This is a genomic window from Gardnerella sp. DNF00109, assembly GCF_049262845.1.
Taxonomy (GTDB): domain Bacteria; phylum Actinomycetota; class Actinomycetes; order Actinomycetales; family Bifidobacteriaceae; genus Bifidobacterium; species Bifidobacterium vaginale.
In genome coordinates this window covers 978,602-993,130 of sequence record NZ_CP058406.1, presented here as the reverse complement: position 1 = coordinate 993,130, position 14,529 = coordinate 978,602, and the positions used below count along the sequence as shown (strand labels likewise).

At 37.9% G+C, this 14,529-nt stretch carries 10 protein-coding genes; 6 read left to right on the top strand and 4 right to left on the bottom strand.

Annotation, left to right across the window (positions count from 1 at the left end; genetic code table 11):
• Positions 1-120: 120 nt before the first annotated feature.
• Together HXT20_RS03905 and HXT20_RS03900 are read right to left on the bottom strand one after the other, a co-directional pair.
• Complete coding sequence (locus HXT20_RS03905; RefSeq protein ID WP_004117734.1) at positions 121-2,064, bottom strand: beta-N-acetylhexosaminidase; 1,944 nt, start codon at positions 2,062-2,064, stop codon at positions 121-123.
• Between the two features lie 66 nt (positions 2,065-2,130).
• A complete protein-coding gene (locus tag HXT20_RS03900; RefSeq protein ID WP_004114978.1) occupies positions 2,131-3,270 on the bottom strand; it encodes an ROK family protein in 1,140 nt (379 codons plus the stop codon).
• Between the two features lie 277 nt (positions 3,271-3,547).
• Here HXT20_RS03900 and HXT20_RS03895 point away from each other — a divergent pair, with 277 nt between their 5' ends.
• Positions 3,548-4,504: an ROK family protein gene (locus tag HXT20_RS03895; protein ID WP_285084928.1), complete on the top strand. Its 957-nt coding sequence runs from the start codon at positions 3,548-3,550 to the stop codon at positions 4,502-4,504.
• A 161-nt stretch (positions 4,505-4,665) separates the two neighbouring features.
• On the opposite strand, the gene HXT20_RS03890 is transcribed toward HXT20_RS03895, so the two are convergent.
• Positions 4,666-6,381, bottom strand: a complete 1,716-nt coding sequence (locus HXT20_RS03890) for an acetolactate synthase large subunit (RefSeq protein ID WP_004126054.1) — start codon at positions 6,379-6,381, stop codon at positions 4,666-4,668.
• A gap of 276 nt (positions 6,382-6,657) precedes the next feature.
• On the opposite strand from HXT20_RS03890, the gene HXT20_RS03885 reads away from it, so the two are divergent.
• From HXT20_RS03885 to HXT20_RS03875, 3 genes are all read left to right on the top strand, one after another.
• Positions 6,658-7,851 carry an SLC13 family permease gene (locus HXT20_RS03885; RefSeq protein ID WP_415703351.1) on the top strand — a complete coding sequence of 398 codons (1,194 nt, stop codon included), beginning with the start codon at positions 6,658-6,660 and terminating at the stop codon, positions 7,849-7,851.
• Between the two features lie 390 nt (positions 7,852-8,241).
• Positions 8,242-9,627: a PTS ascorbate transporter subunit IIC gene (locus HXT20_RS03880; RefSeq protein ID WP_422114251.1), complete on the top strand. Its 1,386-nt coding sequence runs from the start codon at positions 8,242-8,244 to the stop codon at positions 9,625-9,627.
• A 300-nt stretch (positions 9,628-9,927) separates the two neighbouring features.
• Positions 9,928-10,656: a GntR family transcriptional regulator gene (locus HXT20_RS03875; protein ID WP_422114250.1), complete on the top strand. Its 729-nt coding sequence runs from the start codon at positions 9,928-9,930 to the stop codon at positions 10,654-10,656.
• Positions 10,657-10,800: 144 nt separating this feature from the next.
• Here HXT20_RS03875 and rpsT read toward each other — a convergent pair whose 3' ends face one another.
• Positions 10,801-11,061, bottom strand: coding sequence for a 30S ribosomal protein S20 (rpsT, locus tag HXT20_RS03870; protein ID WP_004113577.1), 261 nt, complete (start codon positions 11,059-11,061; stop codon positions 10,801-10,803).
• Positions 11,062-11,316: 255 nt separating this feature from the next.
• On the opposite strand from rpsT, the gene lepA reads away from it, so the two are divergent.
• Entirely contained in the window at positions 11,317-13,197 is a 1,881-nt protein-coding gene (gene lepA, locus HXT20_RS03865; protein ID WP_004113579.1) for a translation elongation factor 4, read from the top strand.
• 53 nt (positions 13,198-13,250) lie between these two features.
• A complete protein-coding gene (gene hemW, locus HXT20_RS03860) occupies positions 13,251-14,516 on the top strand; it encodes a radical SAM family heme chaperone HemW (protein ID WP_421791414.1) in 1,266 nt (421 codons plus the stop codon).
• Positions 14,517-14,529 lie beyond the last annotated feature (13 nt).

Here is a 14,529-nt window from a genome sequence, read left to right as displayed (position 1 = left end):
CGACATGCTTTTCTATCTTGCAATAACATTTAAATACGACCGGGTTTGTTTATTGTTATTCATAAACTTTCTCGGTCGTATTTATATTTAATGCGTATATGTCCAGTAAATATACTTTTCTCACATCCCTAGTATTTTTATATACCAATCCAATACTTCTCGTATCCTGTACAGGTCTGCCGTTTTACCTATTGATTCCCAACGATTTTGATATTGTGTGAACCATTCGTTCAAATTTGTTTTAAAAGATTTTGCTTCAGCTAGAGTAAATCTCTGGTTTAGTATGTACAACCCTAATTGGTTGAGCAGTTGTTGACCTTGAATGTTTAAAATGCTAGTGCTTATAAAATCTTTGTTTATATTTTCACAGTTTATATTTTCGCTGCAAGCATTTATATCGTAGATGCTCTTTGAGCATTCTGATAGAGTGCGATTATATTCTTTAGCATTTAATATTTGTGATTCTCTTTCATTTAAGAATCGTCTTCTTGCTTGTTCTAGGGAAGTGTTCTTTGGATATCCTAATGAAAATAGTACATCTTCGTTTGCTATATTTTCGTTATTGTATTCAAGTTCTTTGAATTGCACAGCGTCAGACCAGCTGAATGCTTGTGCATGAGACGCTTGTTTAATAATGTTAAGTAAGTTTGAGTTTGTTCTGTTAGCAAATACATTACTTACCTTGTTTATTAAATCTTTTTTTGCAATATTATTAGATTTCCAAGCATATTCCGATGATATTATTACATACGGAAGTGAGAGTATGGGATCGTTTATATGTCCATAATCTCCCCAATCAGTTAACAAAAATCCTAATACATGATTTTTGTGCCCATATTCACATGTTTTGGATATGTTATTTATAGCAGAGTCAAAATCTGGTATAAGCCTATTCCAAGATTGTGTGCCAGGGCATACGTATTGATCGCGATTCTGACTTTTTATTAGTTTTATATTGTTTTCATTCATGTTTGCCGAGTAATCCCAATTTGCAAAAATAACATTTTTTGGAATATCAGCTAATAACTCTGGGTGTTTTATTGCAATATCAGCATACATTATTGGCTGCAAACCTAATTCGTGTAATTTTTCACATAGCTTTTTAATATAGGACAAATAAAGATTTGCCACTCCTATTTTTTCAGCAACATTTTTACTTTCACCGCATCCAAGGTCAAAGGTCTCATCGGCGCCAATATTAAACTTATTAGATTTAAATAGTGATGCATAATCTTTAATCCTTTTAGATATAAACGGTATAGTGTTAGGATTAGTAGGATTTAGAGTATGATGCATCATTCTTTCAACAAAACTGAAGGGTCTTTCTGATTGTTCTGGGAATTCGCCAAGCTGTTTATATGAGTTACTTCTTAGTATTTCATACATGTGTCCAAAAGTTGCAAGTGTTGGAACGAGTTCTATTCCTCTTGCATAGCAGTATTCATCTAGATCGATAATCTCACTACAAGTTAATGGTGAATGTCCAATCCAGGATTCAATTGTGTCATCTAAATCGATAACATGTTCTACGTATAGTTGAAGTTGATTATATTTGTATAGACTTAACTGGTCTACTAAAGTTTTTAACCATGAAAGTTTTGGCACTCTTCCTCTTGAAACATCATAAGAATATGCTCTTACAGGTATTTCTGGAAAGTCTTGAATTTGTAATGATGGCAGTATTAGACCATATTGCATAATTAGTTGTCTTATAGTTTGTATTGCAAAGCAGATACTCGCTATGCTCCCAGCTTCTATATTTACAAGTGTTTGATTGGTTGAGATTTTAGATGAAATTTTATATTCTTGAATACGTAGATTTTTGTTAATAGCTGCCGATATAGCGCTTTTATATCCTTCTGAGTAGCTAATGCTCCAGTTGCAATTGTGATTGTTTTTCAAATCTTCACATAGCTGTTTTGCTGCTGTAGTTATTCTTAAGTCTGGTTTAATATTTATGAAACTAATATGACTTGATTGTGGAAGCGTAATAGTATCTTTTGCGTATATTGATATGTTTTGTGGTGAAGGTATTATTTCGATATTTGAATTGTCGATTTTCATTTTGTGCTTCTTTGCTACTAGTTTTTACATTAATTTTTTGTTGATTGCTTCTTTGCTTTTTATATATTAGAGATTCATGATTCTATTTTGAATTACTGATATACATTCTCCTATAAGAGTTATGTCATTGTTGCAAGTGCATCTTCTTACTGTACAAGGATGTTTTGGACTGTATGGACCATATTCTTGTATTGCTTTTTCTGTAGAGCTTATAAATACCTTATTTACAATGTCGGATGGTCCATAAATTACCACGTCTGTTAGGTCTAAAAGATTAATTGTTGTTGTGAGAGCTTTTCCTAAATAATTACCTGCCTCTGCTAATATATCTTCTGGTTTTCTATTTGATGTAAACATTTTTCTATGCAGTGTTTCCGCGGAAATATATGTTTCTAAACATCCTTTTTTGCCGCATGAACAATCTGGTCCTTGCGGATCTACTGTAATATGACCAATTTCTCCTGCAGAATTATTTATTCCAGTGATAATAGCATCATTTATTAATATTGATGCGCCAACACCTAACGATAACTGTATAAATATTGTATTTGGTACGCCGTTGCCGAAGAATCTTTCGGCTAGTAATGCGCTATTCGTGTCATGATCAACGATAATTGGACAATTAAAATGCTTAATCAACTCTTCTTTAATGTTTATATTTTCCCACTGAAGATTCGATGAGCGAACTACTCTTCCTTCATCGTCTACGATCCCAGGTACAGCAATTCCTATTCCTAGTATGTGATTATTTGAATTATTTATTAGAGTTTTGCAAACTTCTATGATTTTTTCACAGTTCGCATCTGTGCTTTTATATAACGATATTTCCGATCTTTTTAATATATCTCCGCACAGATTAACAACAGCGCCTTGTATGAGACAAGGTTGTGAAAGATCTATAGTTATAATGTTCCAATAGTTTGCGTCTACTTCGAGTAGTGTACCTTTTTTACCTCTTTCTATTTTTGACTCTTGACCACTTTCTACTAATATGTGGTCTTCAAGCATTTCGTACACGACGGTTGAAATAGATGCTTTTGATAATTTTGTTTTTCTTACGAGCATAGCTCTAGAAAGTATTTGTTTTGGGAATAAATAGTTGAATATTAGCATTCTGTTATTTATTCTTGCGTCGGCAGGTATGGTTTTTTGAGACACTGTCATTAATTGATTAATCATTGGCTTCGCTATTGTTTTTATGCTCATGTCGTCGTTCCACTTTTAATGCCCATTGTTTTATACATGATATTCTATCAGATAAATATATAGTTTGGAATATATACTAAAACATGTTTTTGTAAAATATTTTCTAATTTTATTTTTTATATATGAAATATTGGAACTATAGATTCCTTTATTTTTCAATGTTTTTATTAAATATATTAGATAGTCTTGCATTTTTATCTTTTAGTGCAATAATTGTACTTAATTGGTTTAATAGGGTTCAACTTCAAAGCAGAAGTATTTTTCTAAGGAGTTTATTATGACGCACAGCACACCGTCGCATATAAGCATAGGGGTAGATGTAGGTGGAACAAAAGTATTATGTGCAGCTTTCAATACTAATAATGAACTGATTGCGCATTCTCAAGTTTCTACCAAGCAAGGTGAAGTAGAGATTGTCGATGAAGTGTGCAAGCTTATTTCTGAAGTGATTAATCAAATTATCCTAAAATATGGCAATGATACTAAATTCACTATAGGAATTGGTGTGCCTGGTTTAGTTAATCAACATACTGGGCAAGTATCTGAATCAGTAAATTTGGGATCTCATAGTATAGATTTTAAGACTGAAATACGTAAACGTTTTGGATTGAATTCTGTAATAGATAATGATGTTAATGCTGCAGCATTCGGTGCATATAATTATTATGGTTCTGATTCTAGTAGTTTAGTGTTTTTGAATTTAGGTACTGGAGTTTCTGCGGGAATTATCATTAATGGCTCTATTTTCCACGGCTCCACTGGTGTGGCTGGAGAAATAGGTCATATAGTTGCTGATACGCAGGGTAGGGATTGCCCATGTGGACAGTGTGGATGTGTAGAAACAATAATCTCTGGAACTGGTTTATCTAAACTTTGGCCAGCAAAGAATGAGTATCCTATCGCGTCTTTGCTGCGCAATGTTTCTGCTAAAAATAAAGAAGCTGAAAAAGTATGGAATAAGTTCATTTCCACCTTAGTTAGTGCACTACAGATTATTACAGTTACTTTTGATCCAGAGATTATTGTTATTGGTGGAGGAGTGAGTAAAACAGGAGCAATTTTATTAAAAGGCGTAAAAGAATACATTTGTAGACTTGAACAAAAATCGTCATTTTTGTCCTCACTAAAAATACCCGATCGTGTAGTGATTGCAAATCAAGAAGTGTTCTTTGGTGCGTTAGGAGCAGCTCTTATTGGCAGACGCTACGATGATAAAGCAAAGGAGGAAAATTAAATATTTAAACCGTGTTGTAAAAGTATTATAAAAATCTCCGCATTGCATTTATTCTTCAGAAAACTACCTTTAACTATCTTTAAATTGGCAGATGATAACTGAATTAATGCAAGTGCGGAGATTCTTCTTATGCGATTAGCACTTTAGTTGCTAAAATCAACCTAGTTGCCAAAATCAATGTCGCCAAGCTTTTCAATAAGCTTCATGTTTTCGCTATAATCCACTGGGCAGGCTATAACATCAACGCCGCTTTCTTGTTCCAAAGCTTCTTTAAGCATGTTGTATAAGTCTTCTGGCTTTTGTACAACATGTCCTCTAGCGCCAAAGCTTTCTGCCAATTTTGGAACATTTGGATTAGTAAAATCAACGTATTCGTGTTCTCCAGCATGTAAGTCCATCTTCCACTTAATCAATCCATAAGCGTTGTCTTCCCAAACGAGAACAACCATTCTAGAACCCACGCGAACAGCAGTTTCAATCTCTTGAACATTCATCATAAAACTGCCGTCGCCCATAACAGCAAGAACAGGCTTTGTGTTGATTTTTCCACTATTATCTTTAATAAACGATGCTCCAACAGCTCCAGGCAAAGTCCAAGCCATTGTAGAAAGGCTGTTGTCTATAATGCAAGTATTTGGGTGCATTGTAGGGTAAAGTCTTGCCATCCACATTTTTAAAGCGCCTGTGTCTACAAGAACCTTGGTTCCTTCTGGAACAGCGCGCCTAGTGTCGTATACAACACGCTGTGGCTTCATAGGAATGCTGTTATCGTTTTCAAACGAATGCAGCTCGTCTGTAATCATTTGACGAATCTTTGGGTGAGTTACATCAAAAGTAATATTTCTATCCTTAAGAACATTTGTAAGAGTTTTAAGAGTCTGACCAATATCTGCCATAATGTTTAGTGCAGTAGGGTAGTGAGCGTCTGTATCTTCAACAAATGTATTTATGTGAATAATTGTCTTGTCAATATTTGGATTAATCTTCTTAGGGTCAAACTGTTGTATAGAGAATCCAACAGCAATAATCAAATCTGCTGTATCGAAAGCAAAATTCTCATAATCCCTATGCATGAATCCGACTACGCCAAGAGCATTAGGGTGATTGTCTGGGAACACGCCTTTGCCTTCAAATGTTGTTGCAACTGGAACATTAAGCTGTTCTGCAAAAGCGCGTAGCTGGTCTTGAGAATGGCTTCGTGCAACACCGTTTCCTGCAAGAATAATCGGCGTTTTTGCCTGGCTAATGATTTTAGCAGCTTCGTCAATAGTATCTGGAGCGGGAAGGATGTGCAGAGGTCTTGGAAGTGGAAGTGGCTTTGCATCTTCTGGAACGCTCATTTCGCTAATGTCTTCTGGAATTACAAGGCAGGTGGCTCCTGGACGCTTTCTTTGAGCGATTGAGAAAGCTTTACGAACCATTTCTGGAGCAGTGCTTGGAGCTAACATCATCGAAGACCACTGAGTGATCGGTTGGAATAATGACACCAAATCAATGATTTGGTGAGATTCTTTATAAAGACGAGATACGTTTCCTTGAGCGCATATTGCAACAAGCGGGGTTGTGCTTGCGTTTGCCTGAGCCACTGGAAGAGTAAGATTTAATGCTCCAGGTCCAAGCGTTGCTAAGCACACGCCTGGCTTTCCTGTAATATGAGCATAAGTTGCGGCCATAAAACCTGCACCTTGCTCGTGGCGAGTAAGCACAAAGCGTATGTTTCCATTTCGTTCAATTGCTTCTAAAAGCGGAATATTTTCTTCGCCTGGGATTCCAAAAACAACTTCAACGCCTTCATTTACAAGGCATTCTACAATCAAATCTGCTGTGTTTCTTTTATGATTGTTTTGTTTTGTTTTCTGCAATTCTTCGTTTGCCATAATTGCGCTTCTCGCTTTTGCTTTAAGTTGTTTCAGCCTTTAAGCTTAAACTTCAAGACTTCTTTTCCATTTATAATATAGTCTTCTACGACATGCGACCATTTGCGCGTGTCATAAAAATGGGCGGATTTTTGCCTATTCGCTTTGTGGCAAAACTAAAGCTCTTTTAAGACAATATGCCTTGTTATTTCAACGATTTTGTCGGAAATTTTTGCCCCTTTGGATTGGGTTTCTTATACAATTGAACAAGTTGTGTATTTTTGTCACGGAGGAACGATGAGGCGTTGGCTTCTGAATTTGGTCAAGTGTGAAACCATCCTTATTGTGGCTGCCGTTTTAGCTGTTATTTCTTGCTTTTTTGTTCCACCAGACGCACAATATTTTGGCTACATTCATGTAAACACTATTTCTCAGCTTGTTTGCTTAATGATGGTTGTTTGCGGATTCCAGCGAATAGGCGTTTTTAGAAGTATTGGCGCGAATCTTCTTAGAAGAGTTAGGACTGAGCGCGGATTAGTTCTGGTTCTTATGTCTTTAACGTTTTTCTCGGCGATGCTTATAACTAATGATGTTGCTCTTGTAACTTTTGTTCCTTTTGCGATTTCTGTTTTGATGATGGCAAATGCAGAAAAGCATGCAATTCTTGTTGTGACTTTAATGACGATTGGTGCAAACGTTGGAAGTATGCTAACTCCTATTGGCAACGCGCACAATTTGTATCTTAAAGCGCTTACTGGAATGTCTACTGGCAACTTTCTTTCTATTATGGCTCCGTACACGCTTGCTGCTGCGATTCTTATGATTGCGTTTGCGTTTGTGTTCTTTAGCTCTAGAAAAGTCGATCAATTTGAGGGCTTGCATGGAGATGACATTGAACAAAGTGTCTTGGCTCCGCACTCTAAATCACCTAAGCCAGATGAGATTCGCGTTATGGGTTACGGTGTTGGTTTTACTCAATGGCGAGTTATTGTTTATAGTCTTTTATTTGTTTTGTGCTTGTGTGGAGTAGCTGGCTGGATTCCAGACTGGATTATGGTTTTGGCAGTTGTTATTGCCTTTATTATTTGCGATTCGCATGTGTTCCGCGCTCTAGACTGGGCTTTGCCTCTTACATTTATAATGTTCTTTATTTTTATTGGAAACATGCGTAGGGTCCCAGGATTTACCGAGATTGCACAAATGTGGGTTGGCTCTCATCCTATGGAAGTTTCGGTTGTTTCTAGTCAGATGATTAGTAACGTTCCAACTACTATCTTACTTTCAGGCTTCTGCGACCAGTGGAAGATGCTTATTATTGGTACTAATCTTGGCGGTATGGGAACGCTTATTGCGTCTATGGCATCTTTGATTTCATACAAGAGTATTACGCATAAGTATCCTCATAATAAGGGTCGCTATTTGCTTATGTACACAATTGTGAATCTTCTTTTCTTGGCTGTTTTGATTGGTTTAGCTTGGATTATTGAGTAGTGTTTTTCTGGCTTTTTGCGTGATTTTTGCATTGTGGGTGTGTCTTTTATTGTAATTATTGTGATTATTTTCACATATTTTTACGTTATTCTGCAATGAAATGCTAGTAAATTTCAGATTATTTGCGATTTTGTTGTATTATTTTCTATTAAATCGCAATTATGCTTAATAATTTTCATTTTATTTAAAATATATACGAAAATCATCAAAAATTGAATATAACATTATAACAAATTTATGTCTTGGCTTATCCGTTATTATGGCTTCTTGCACTAAGTTAAGTTTGGGCAAAAGACTTTTGGCATTAATTACATTTTCTCTCTTGTAATTTTGTAAATTATGCATGCCAAAATCAGCTCACATACTAATAAAAATATATAAGGAGAGACTATGAACGGTGTTCTGTCTATACTGCTAGATGTTTTTAGACAACCATCTGTAATAGTTGCAATGATTTCTCTAATTGGTCTTGCAGTACAAGGCAAAAAGATTTCCGACATAGTACAAGGCTCTATTCGTACAATGATTGGTTTCTTAGTATTGGCAGCCGGATCTGGAGTAGTCACTGAAGCACTAAATCCTTTTGGGAGCATGTTCCAATATGCGTTCCATGTTCAAGGCGTAGTACCAAATAATGAAGCTATAATCGGTACAGTTCTTATGAAGTATGGATCAGAAGCAGCATTAATCTTCTTCTTTGGAATGATTGTTAACATTGTTTTATCAATAACATCTAGATTTAAGTTCATTTACTTAACTGGTCACGTTGCATTCTATATGGCAAGTATGCTCGCAGTAATCTTCAATGTCGCAGGTTTTAATACTCTAACCGTTATTATTCTCGGATCATTCGCGCAAGGTTTACTTATTACGATTTCTCCAGCATTGGTTCAGTCATTTATGCGCACTGCTTCCGGCAAAGATGATGTTGCACTTGGACACCCTACTAGTAGTGGAGTTCTTATTGGAACTTTGATTGCAAAACTTACAGCTTCTAAAAAGCATCCGTCTAAGTCTACTGAAGATATTAAGTTCCCAGCTGCTCTTGGATTCTTAAAAGATACGACTGTTCTCATTGCACTTTCAATGGCAATTATCTACGCTGTTGTAGCACTTTTTGCGGGGCCGCAATATATTGAATCGCATTTATCTAATGGGCAAAACTTTATTGTGTTTGTTATTCTTAAGGCTGCAATGTTCTCTGCAGGCGTTTTCATTATTCTTGCAGGCGTACAGGTTGTTTTGGATGAAATTGTTCCAGCGTTTAAAGGAATATCTGAAAAACTTGTTAAAAATGCTAAGCCTGCATTAGATGCTCCTATGACTTTTGGATTTGCTCCAAATGCTGTTCTTATTGGATTCTTGGCAAGCTTTACGGGCGGAATCGTTGGAATGGTTATTATGGCTTTGGCTGGAACAACAGTTGTTATTCCAGGAATTGTTGCTCACTTTATGGCTGGTGGTGTTACTGGCGTATTTAGCAACGGCCAAGCTGGTAGAAGAGGCTGCGTTGTAGGCGGTTTTGTTAATGGTATTGTTATTACATTCTTGCCGTTACTTCTTTTGCCTGTTTTGGGTAATCTTGGTTCTGCAAACTCCACTTATTCAGACGCTGATTTTGGTGTAACTGGAGTTTTTCTTGGTTACACGAATGTTGCAGGAGGCAAAATCGTAAGTATTATTGCAGTTGTAATATCTTATGTTCTTTTCTACGCGTCTTCAATATTGTTGACGCGCAGAGAAAATAGTAAAGTCAAATATGCAATTGAAAACTAATACAATTGTGAAGAGTTATTGTAGAAATTAAACTTAAATCACAATTAAAAATAGAAACGATAAGTCTAAAAGGTTATGATCTTGAATTTGCGATTAAATAGCAACTTTAATCAATAATTTAAGATTGTAGCCTTTTGTAGTATAGGCACGCCTTAATCGTATATTGGCATAATATACTGATACTATGTAACTGTTGTGTGTTTTGAAAGCAAATTTGTAAAAATTTTCTTAAAAGCTTCATTTTTTAAGATTTTTTTTTTAATAGCTTTTAAAAGAAAATTACTATTTGGAGAGTGGATTGTGACCGAAGGTGTACCTAAATATATTGCCGTGCGAGACAATCTTAGGAAACGCATTGACTTAATGGAGCCAGACGAACAACTTCCTCCAGAAGTAGAATTGTGTAAGCAATACAACGTTAGCCGAATTACTCTTAGACATGCAGTTGATAATCTGATATTGGAAGGTCTGCTTGTAAGAATACAAGGCAAAGGAACTTTTAGAGCAAGAGATGTTATTCACAGTGTTAACCGTGAAGTTATATCAGACCAGGTTCAAGGCTTTTACCAGAATTATTCTGAAAGCAAAGAACATATACGAATCAAAGTTATTCAAAATGATGTAGTTAAAGATGAATCTGCTGCTTATAAGCTTGGTTTAGATGAGTCAATTGATCTGATTTGTGTTAAACGATTAAAGTACGTTGATGACGTTTTGTCTAATTACAGTGTAGTTTATCTTGAAGCTTCAAGATTTCCAAAAGTTTTGACTCATGATTTTACGAAAAAATCTTTAGCAGAGTTTCTAGAAAGCGATTACGCTGTAAAGCTTTGTGAAAATGATTTGTCTGTTCATGTTGAGCAACTATGTGGAACCATGGCAAAAGTTTTACAGGTTGAAGATAAAACTCCATCTCTTGCAGTTGAATCCATTGTTAAGGACTCTTTTGGTTCAGTAATAGCCTTTGGTGCTGCTGTTTATACACCAAAGTACGGCGATATTCAATTCAAAATGCATATTAGCGTTTGATATTACTTTATTTATTCTTGAACGATTCTTGTTTTTCTATATAAAAATGTTCTAGTATACAGAAAATCTCCGTTACCAAATGTACACAAATGATAACGGAGATTTTTCAAACTCTAATTAAGATCGCAATCTAATGCGACTATTTTAAAGAGCGTTGATTGCCAAAGCAAGACCAGACTTACGGTTTGCAGCCTGATTCTTATGAATCACACCACGACCTGCAGCCTTGTCAAGCTTCTTAGCAGCCACTGCGAATGCAGCTTCAGCTGCAGCCTTGTCACCAGCAGCGATGGCTTCACGAGTAGCGCGGATAGCAGTCTTCAAAGCAGACTTCACTGCCACGTTACGCTTGTGTGCCTTCTCATTGGTGAGCACGCGCTTTTTCTGCGACTTAATGTTTGCCACTATTACTCCAAACGACGTTTGCTATATCAAGGACATACAAAGGGTAAGCATAGCATGATTCTTGGATAAAACCACTAATTTTCACGAATATTAATCACCATAATGCTTACTGCATGCATTAAATGTAATTAAGTGCATAACTTGCTGTTCTTATCTTCTTGGACTAGGGTAGTCAAGTTGCTACCATTAATGAGTTACAGTGCTTGATGCACATTATACTATATATTCATTGTGTCTTAAAAGGAGATATTTGCTTTGATTACACCGCATAACCAGCCAGGATTTACGGATCAATCGTTGATACGCAATTTCTGCATTATTGCGCATATAGATCATGGCAAGTCTACTGTAGCGGATCGCATTTTGCAGCTTTCTGGGATTGTGCCAGAACGTGAGATGCGAGACCGTTTCTTGGATCGCATGGATATTGAGCAAGAGCGCGGAATTACTATTAAATCGCAGGCTGTTCGCGTGCCGTGGACTTTTGACGGTAAAGAGTACTCGCTTGGCATGATTGATACTCCTGGTCACGTTGATTTTACTTACGAAGTTTCGCGTGCGCTTGCAGCATGCGAGGGTGCGGTTTTGCTTGTGGATGCCACTCAAGGAATTGAAGCGCAGACGCTTTCTAACCTTTATATGGCAATCGAACATGATTTAACGATTATTCCTGTATTAAACAAAATCGATTTGCCTAGTGCGGAGCCAGACAAGCATGCGGAAGAAATAGCTGGATTAATTGGTTGCAAACCTAATGAAGTTTTGCGTGTTTCTGGGAAAACTGGCGAAGGTGTAAAAGATCTTCTCGACCAAATCGTGCTGGAAGTGCCAGCTCCTAGTGGAAATCCTAATGGTGCTGCTCGTGCGCTTATTTTTGACTCAGTCTACGATTCGTATCGCGGAATCGTCACATATATTCGTATGGTTGATGGCGAGCTTAAATCGCGTGAAAAATTGCATATGATGGGCATTGGCATGACGCATGATCCTATTGAAATCGGCGTTATTAGCCCAGATATGACTCCAACAAAGGCGCTTGGAGCGGGAGAAGTCGGCTACGTAATTACGGGTGCAAAAGACGTGAGCCAATCTAAAGTTGGCGACACTATTACTAGCGCCGTAAATCCTGCATCCGAGCCTTTGGAAGGCTACAGAGACCCTAAGCCTATGGTTTACGCTGGCTTATTCCCAATCGATAACGCGCAATTCCCAGAGCTAAGAGATGCTCTCGATAAGCTAAAACTTAACGATGCTGCTCTTATTTACGAGCCAGAAACGTCTGTTGCATTGGGCTTTGGTTTCCGTTGCGGATTCTTAGGTCTTTTGCACATGGAGATTGTTTCCGAGCGCTTAAGTCGAGAATTTGGATTAGATCTTATTTCAACTGCTCCAAACGTAACTTACGATGTTACTAGCGAAGACGGCACCGAGCATCATGTGACTAATCCTAGCGAGTTTCCAGAAGGTAAAATCAAGCGCATTATTGAGCCAATGGTTGCTGCCGACATTATTGCTCCAAAAGATTTTATTGGCGCTATTATGGACTTGTGCCAAGATCATCGTGGGGAAATGGGCACAATGGAATACATTAGTGCCGATCGCGTGGAAATGCACTACAGGATTCCTCTTGCAGAAATCGTTTTTGACTTCTTCGATCAGCTTAAAAGCCGCACAAAGGGCTACGCTTCTCTTGACTACCACGAAGATGGCGAGCAAGCTGCAGATTTAGTGAAGGTTGATATTCTTATTCAGGGAGATAAGGTTGACGCTTTTAGCGCCATCGTGCATCGCGATAAGGCTTATTCTTACGGCGTTATGATGACTAAGAAGCTTCGCGGACTTATTCCTCGCCAACAGTTTGAGATTCCAATTCAGGCTGCAATTGGCTCGCGTATTATTGCTCGCGAAACTATTAGTGCGCTTAGAAAAGACGTGCTTGCTAAATGCTACGGCGGCGATATTACGCGTAAACGTAAGCTTCTTGAAAAGCAGAAGGCTGGTAAGAAGCGCATGAAGATGCTTGGACATGTTGAAGTTCCTCAAGAAGCGTTTGTTGCGGCTTTGGCTACGGATGATGGCGCAAACGATAGAGACACTAAAGATAAGATTCGTGCAGCGCAAAAGTCTGAAGGCTGAGGATTATATTGAATTTTGAATCGAACAAGCCTAGTGAAGATTCGCTTTCAAGCATGCCTTTTGAAGTTTACGTGCACGTGCCGTTTTGCTTGCGTCGCTGCGGTTATTGCGATTTTAATACGTATACTGCTCGTGATTTGGGCGAAGGTGCGAGTCGTGAAGGGTACGCGGATGTTGCGATTCGTGAGATGCGTCTTGTAAAAAAGTGGCAGGAATTTCACGGGATTTTCGAGCCTAAAGCGCAATCTGTTTTCTTTGGCGGCGGCACTCCGACTGTTCTTAAAGCGCAAGATTTAGTGCGAATTTTGCAAGAAATACGTAACTTGTGGGGCATTATGCTTGGCGCGGAAATAACTACGGAAGCAAATCCAGACACTGCAGACGAGTCTTATATTGAGACGCTTGCAGAAGGTGGATTTACGCGAATATCTTTTGGAATGCAATCGGCTGTGCCGCATGTGTTAAAAACGCTTGACCGCACGCATACGCCAGAAAATGTAGAGCGCGGAGTTAAAGCAGCGGATGCTTGTGGTTTGCGTTCGAGTGTTGATTTGATTTATGGAGCTCCAGGGGAGAGTCTAGACGATTGGCGAAAGTCGGTAGAAATGGCTTTGAGCCTGGGCGTTAACCACGTTTCCGCGTATGCGCTAACAGTAGAGCCGCGCACAAAAATGGGTCGCCAAATTGCTGCTGGCACAATTCACGCGCCAGATGACGATGATGAAGCCGCGAAATACGAAGTTGCAGACGAGTTTTTTAATTCTGCTGGCTTAAAGTGGTATGAGATTTCTAACTGGGCGCGCACTGGTTTTGAGTCTCAACATAATCTTGGATATTGGAAGAACATTGATTGGGCAGGAATTGGCCCAGGGGCTCATTCTCACTACAATTCTGTTAGCGGCATTAGCAAGCAAAGCATGGATGATTGTGCTCTTTTGGCGGATTCAAGCAAGTTTTACAATCTTAGATCTTGGGATATTTTGCATCCAAAACGTTGGGCGCATGCGATTAATGCAGGAAACGTGCCTTGGCAAAACTACGAGTGTATAAATAGCGAGGATGCGTTGATAGAAGAGGTAATGCTTGGGTTGCGCATTAGGGAAGGTCTTAGTATTGATGAATTGTGTACAAAGATGCGTAAAGCAAATTGCGAATTTGACGATTCTTATTTGCAAAAAGTGCTAATCGAAGTGTGTAAAGAAGATTTGGCAGTGTTGAACAAAAATCGTATTGCTGCCACTCGAAAAGGGCGTTTATTAAACGATTTATTAATCGAAAAAATTGTTGACGCGTGCCAAAATGGCTTAGTTATGCGTTAAAATGATTCGTATT

What these genes read in the sequence shown, in the direction of transcription:
- HXT20_RS03890 (WP_004126054.1), bottom strand. Translation starts at nt 6,381, where the DNA reads ATGGCAAACGAAGAATTGCAGAAAACAAAACAAAACAATCATAAAAGA.
- HXT20_RS03880 (WP_422114251.1), top strand. Translation starts at nt 8,242, where the DNA reads ATGAACGGTGTTCTGTCTATACTGCTAGATGTTTTTAGACAACCATCT.
- HXT20_RS03895 (WP_285084928.1), top strand. Translation starts at nt 3,548, where the DNA reads ATGACGCACAGCACACCGTCGCATATAAGCATAGGGGTAGATGTAGGT.
- HXT20_RS03885 (WP_415703351.1), top strand. Translation starts at nt 6,658, where the DNA reads ATGAGGCGTTGGCTTCTGAATTTGGTCAAGTGTGAAACCATCCTTATT.
- hemW (WP_421791414.1), top strand. Translation starts at nt 13,251, where the DNA reads ATGCCTTTTGAAGTTTACGTGCACGTGCCGTTTTGCTTGCGTCGCTGC.
- HXT20_RS03905 (WP_004117734.1), bottom strand. Translation starts at nt 2,064, where the DNA reads ATGAAAATCGACAATTCAAATATCGAAATAATACCTTCACCACAAAAC.
- HXT20_RS03900 (WP_004114978.1), bottom strand. Translation starts at nt 3,270, where the DNA reads ATGAGCATAAAAACAATAGCGAAGCCAATGATTAATCAATTAATGACA.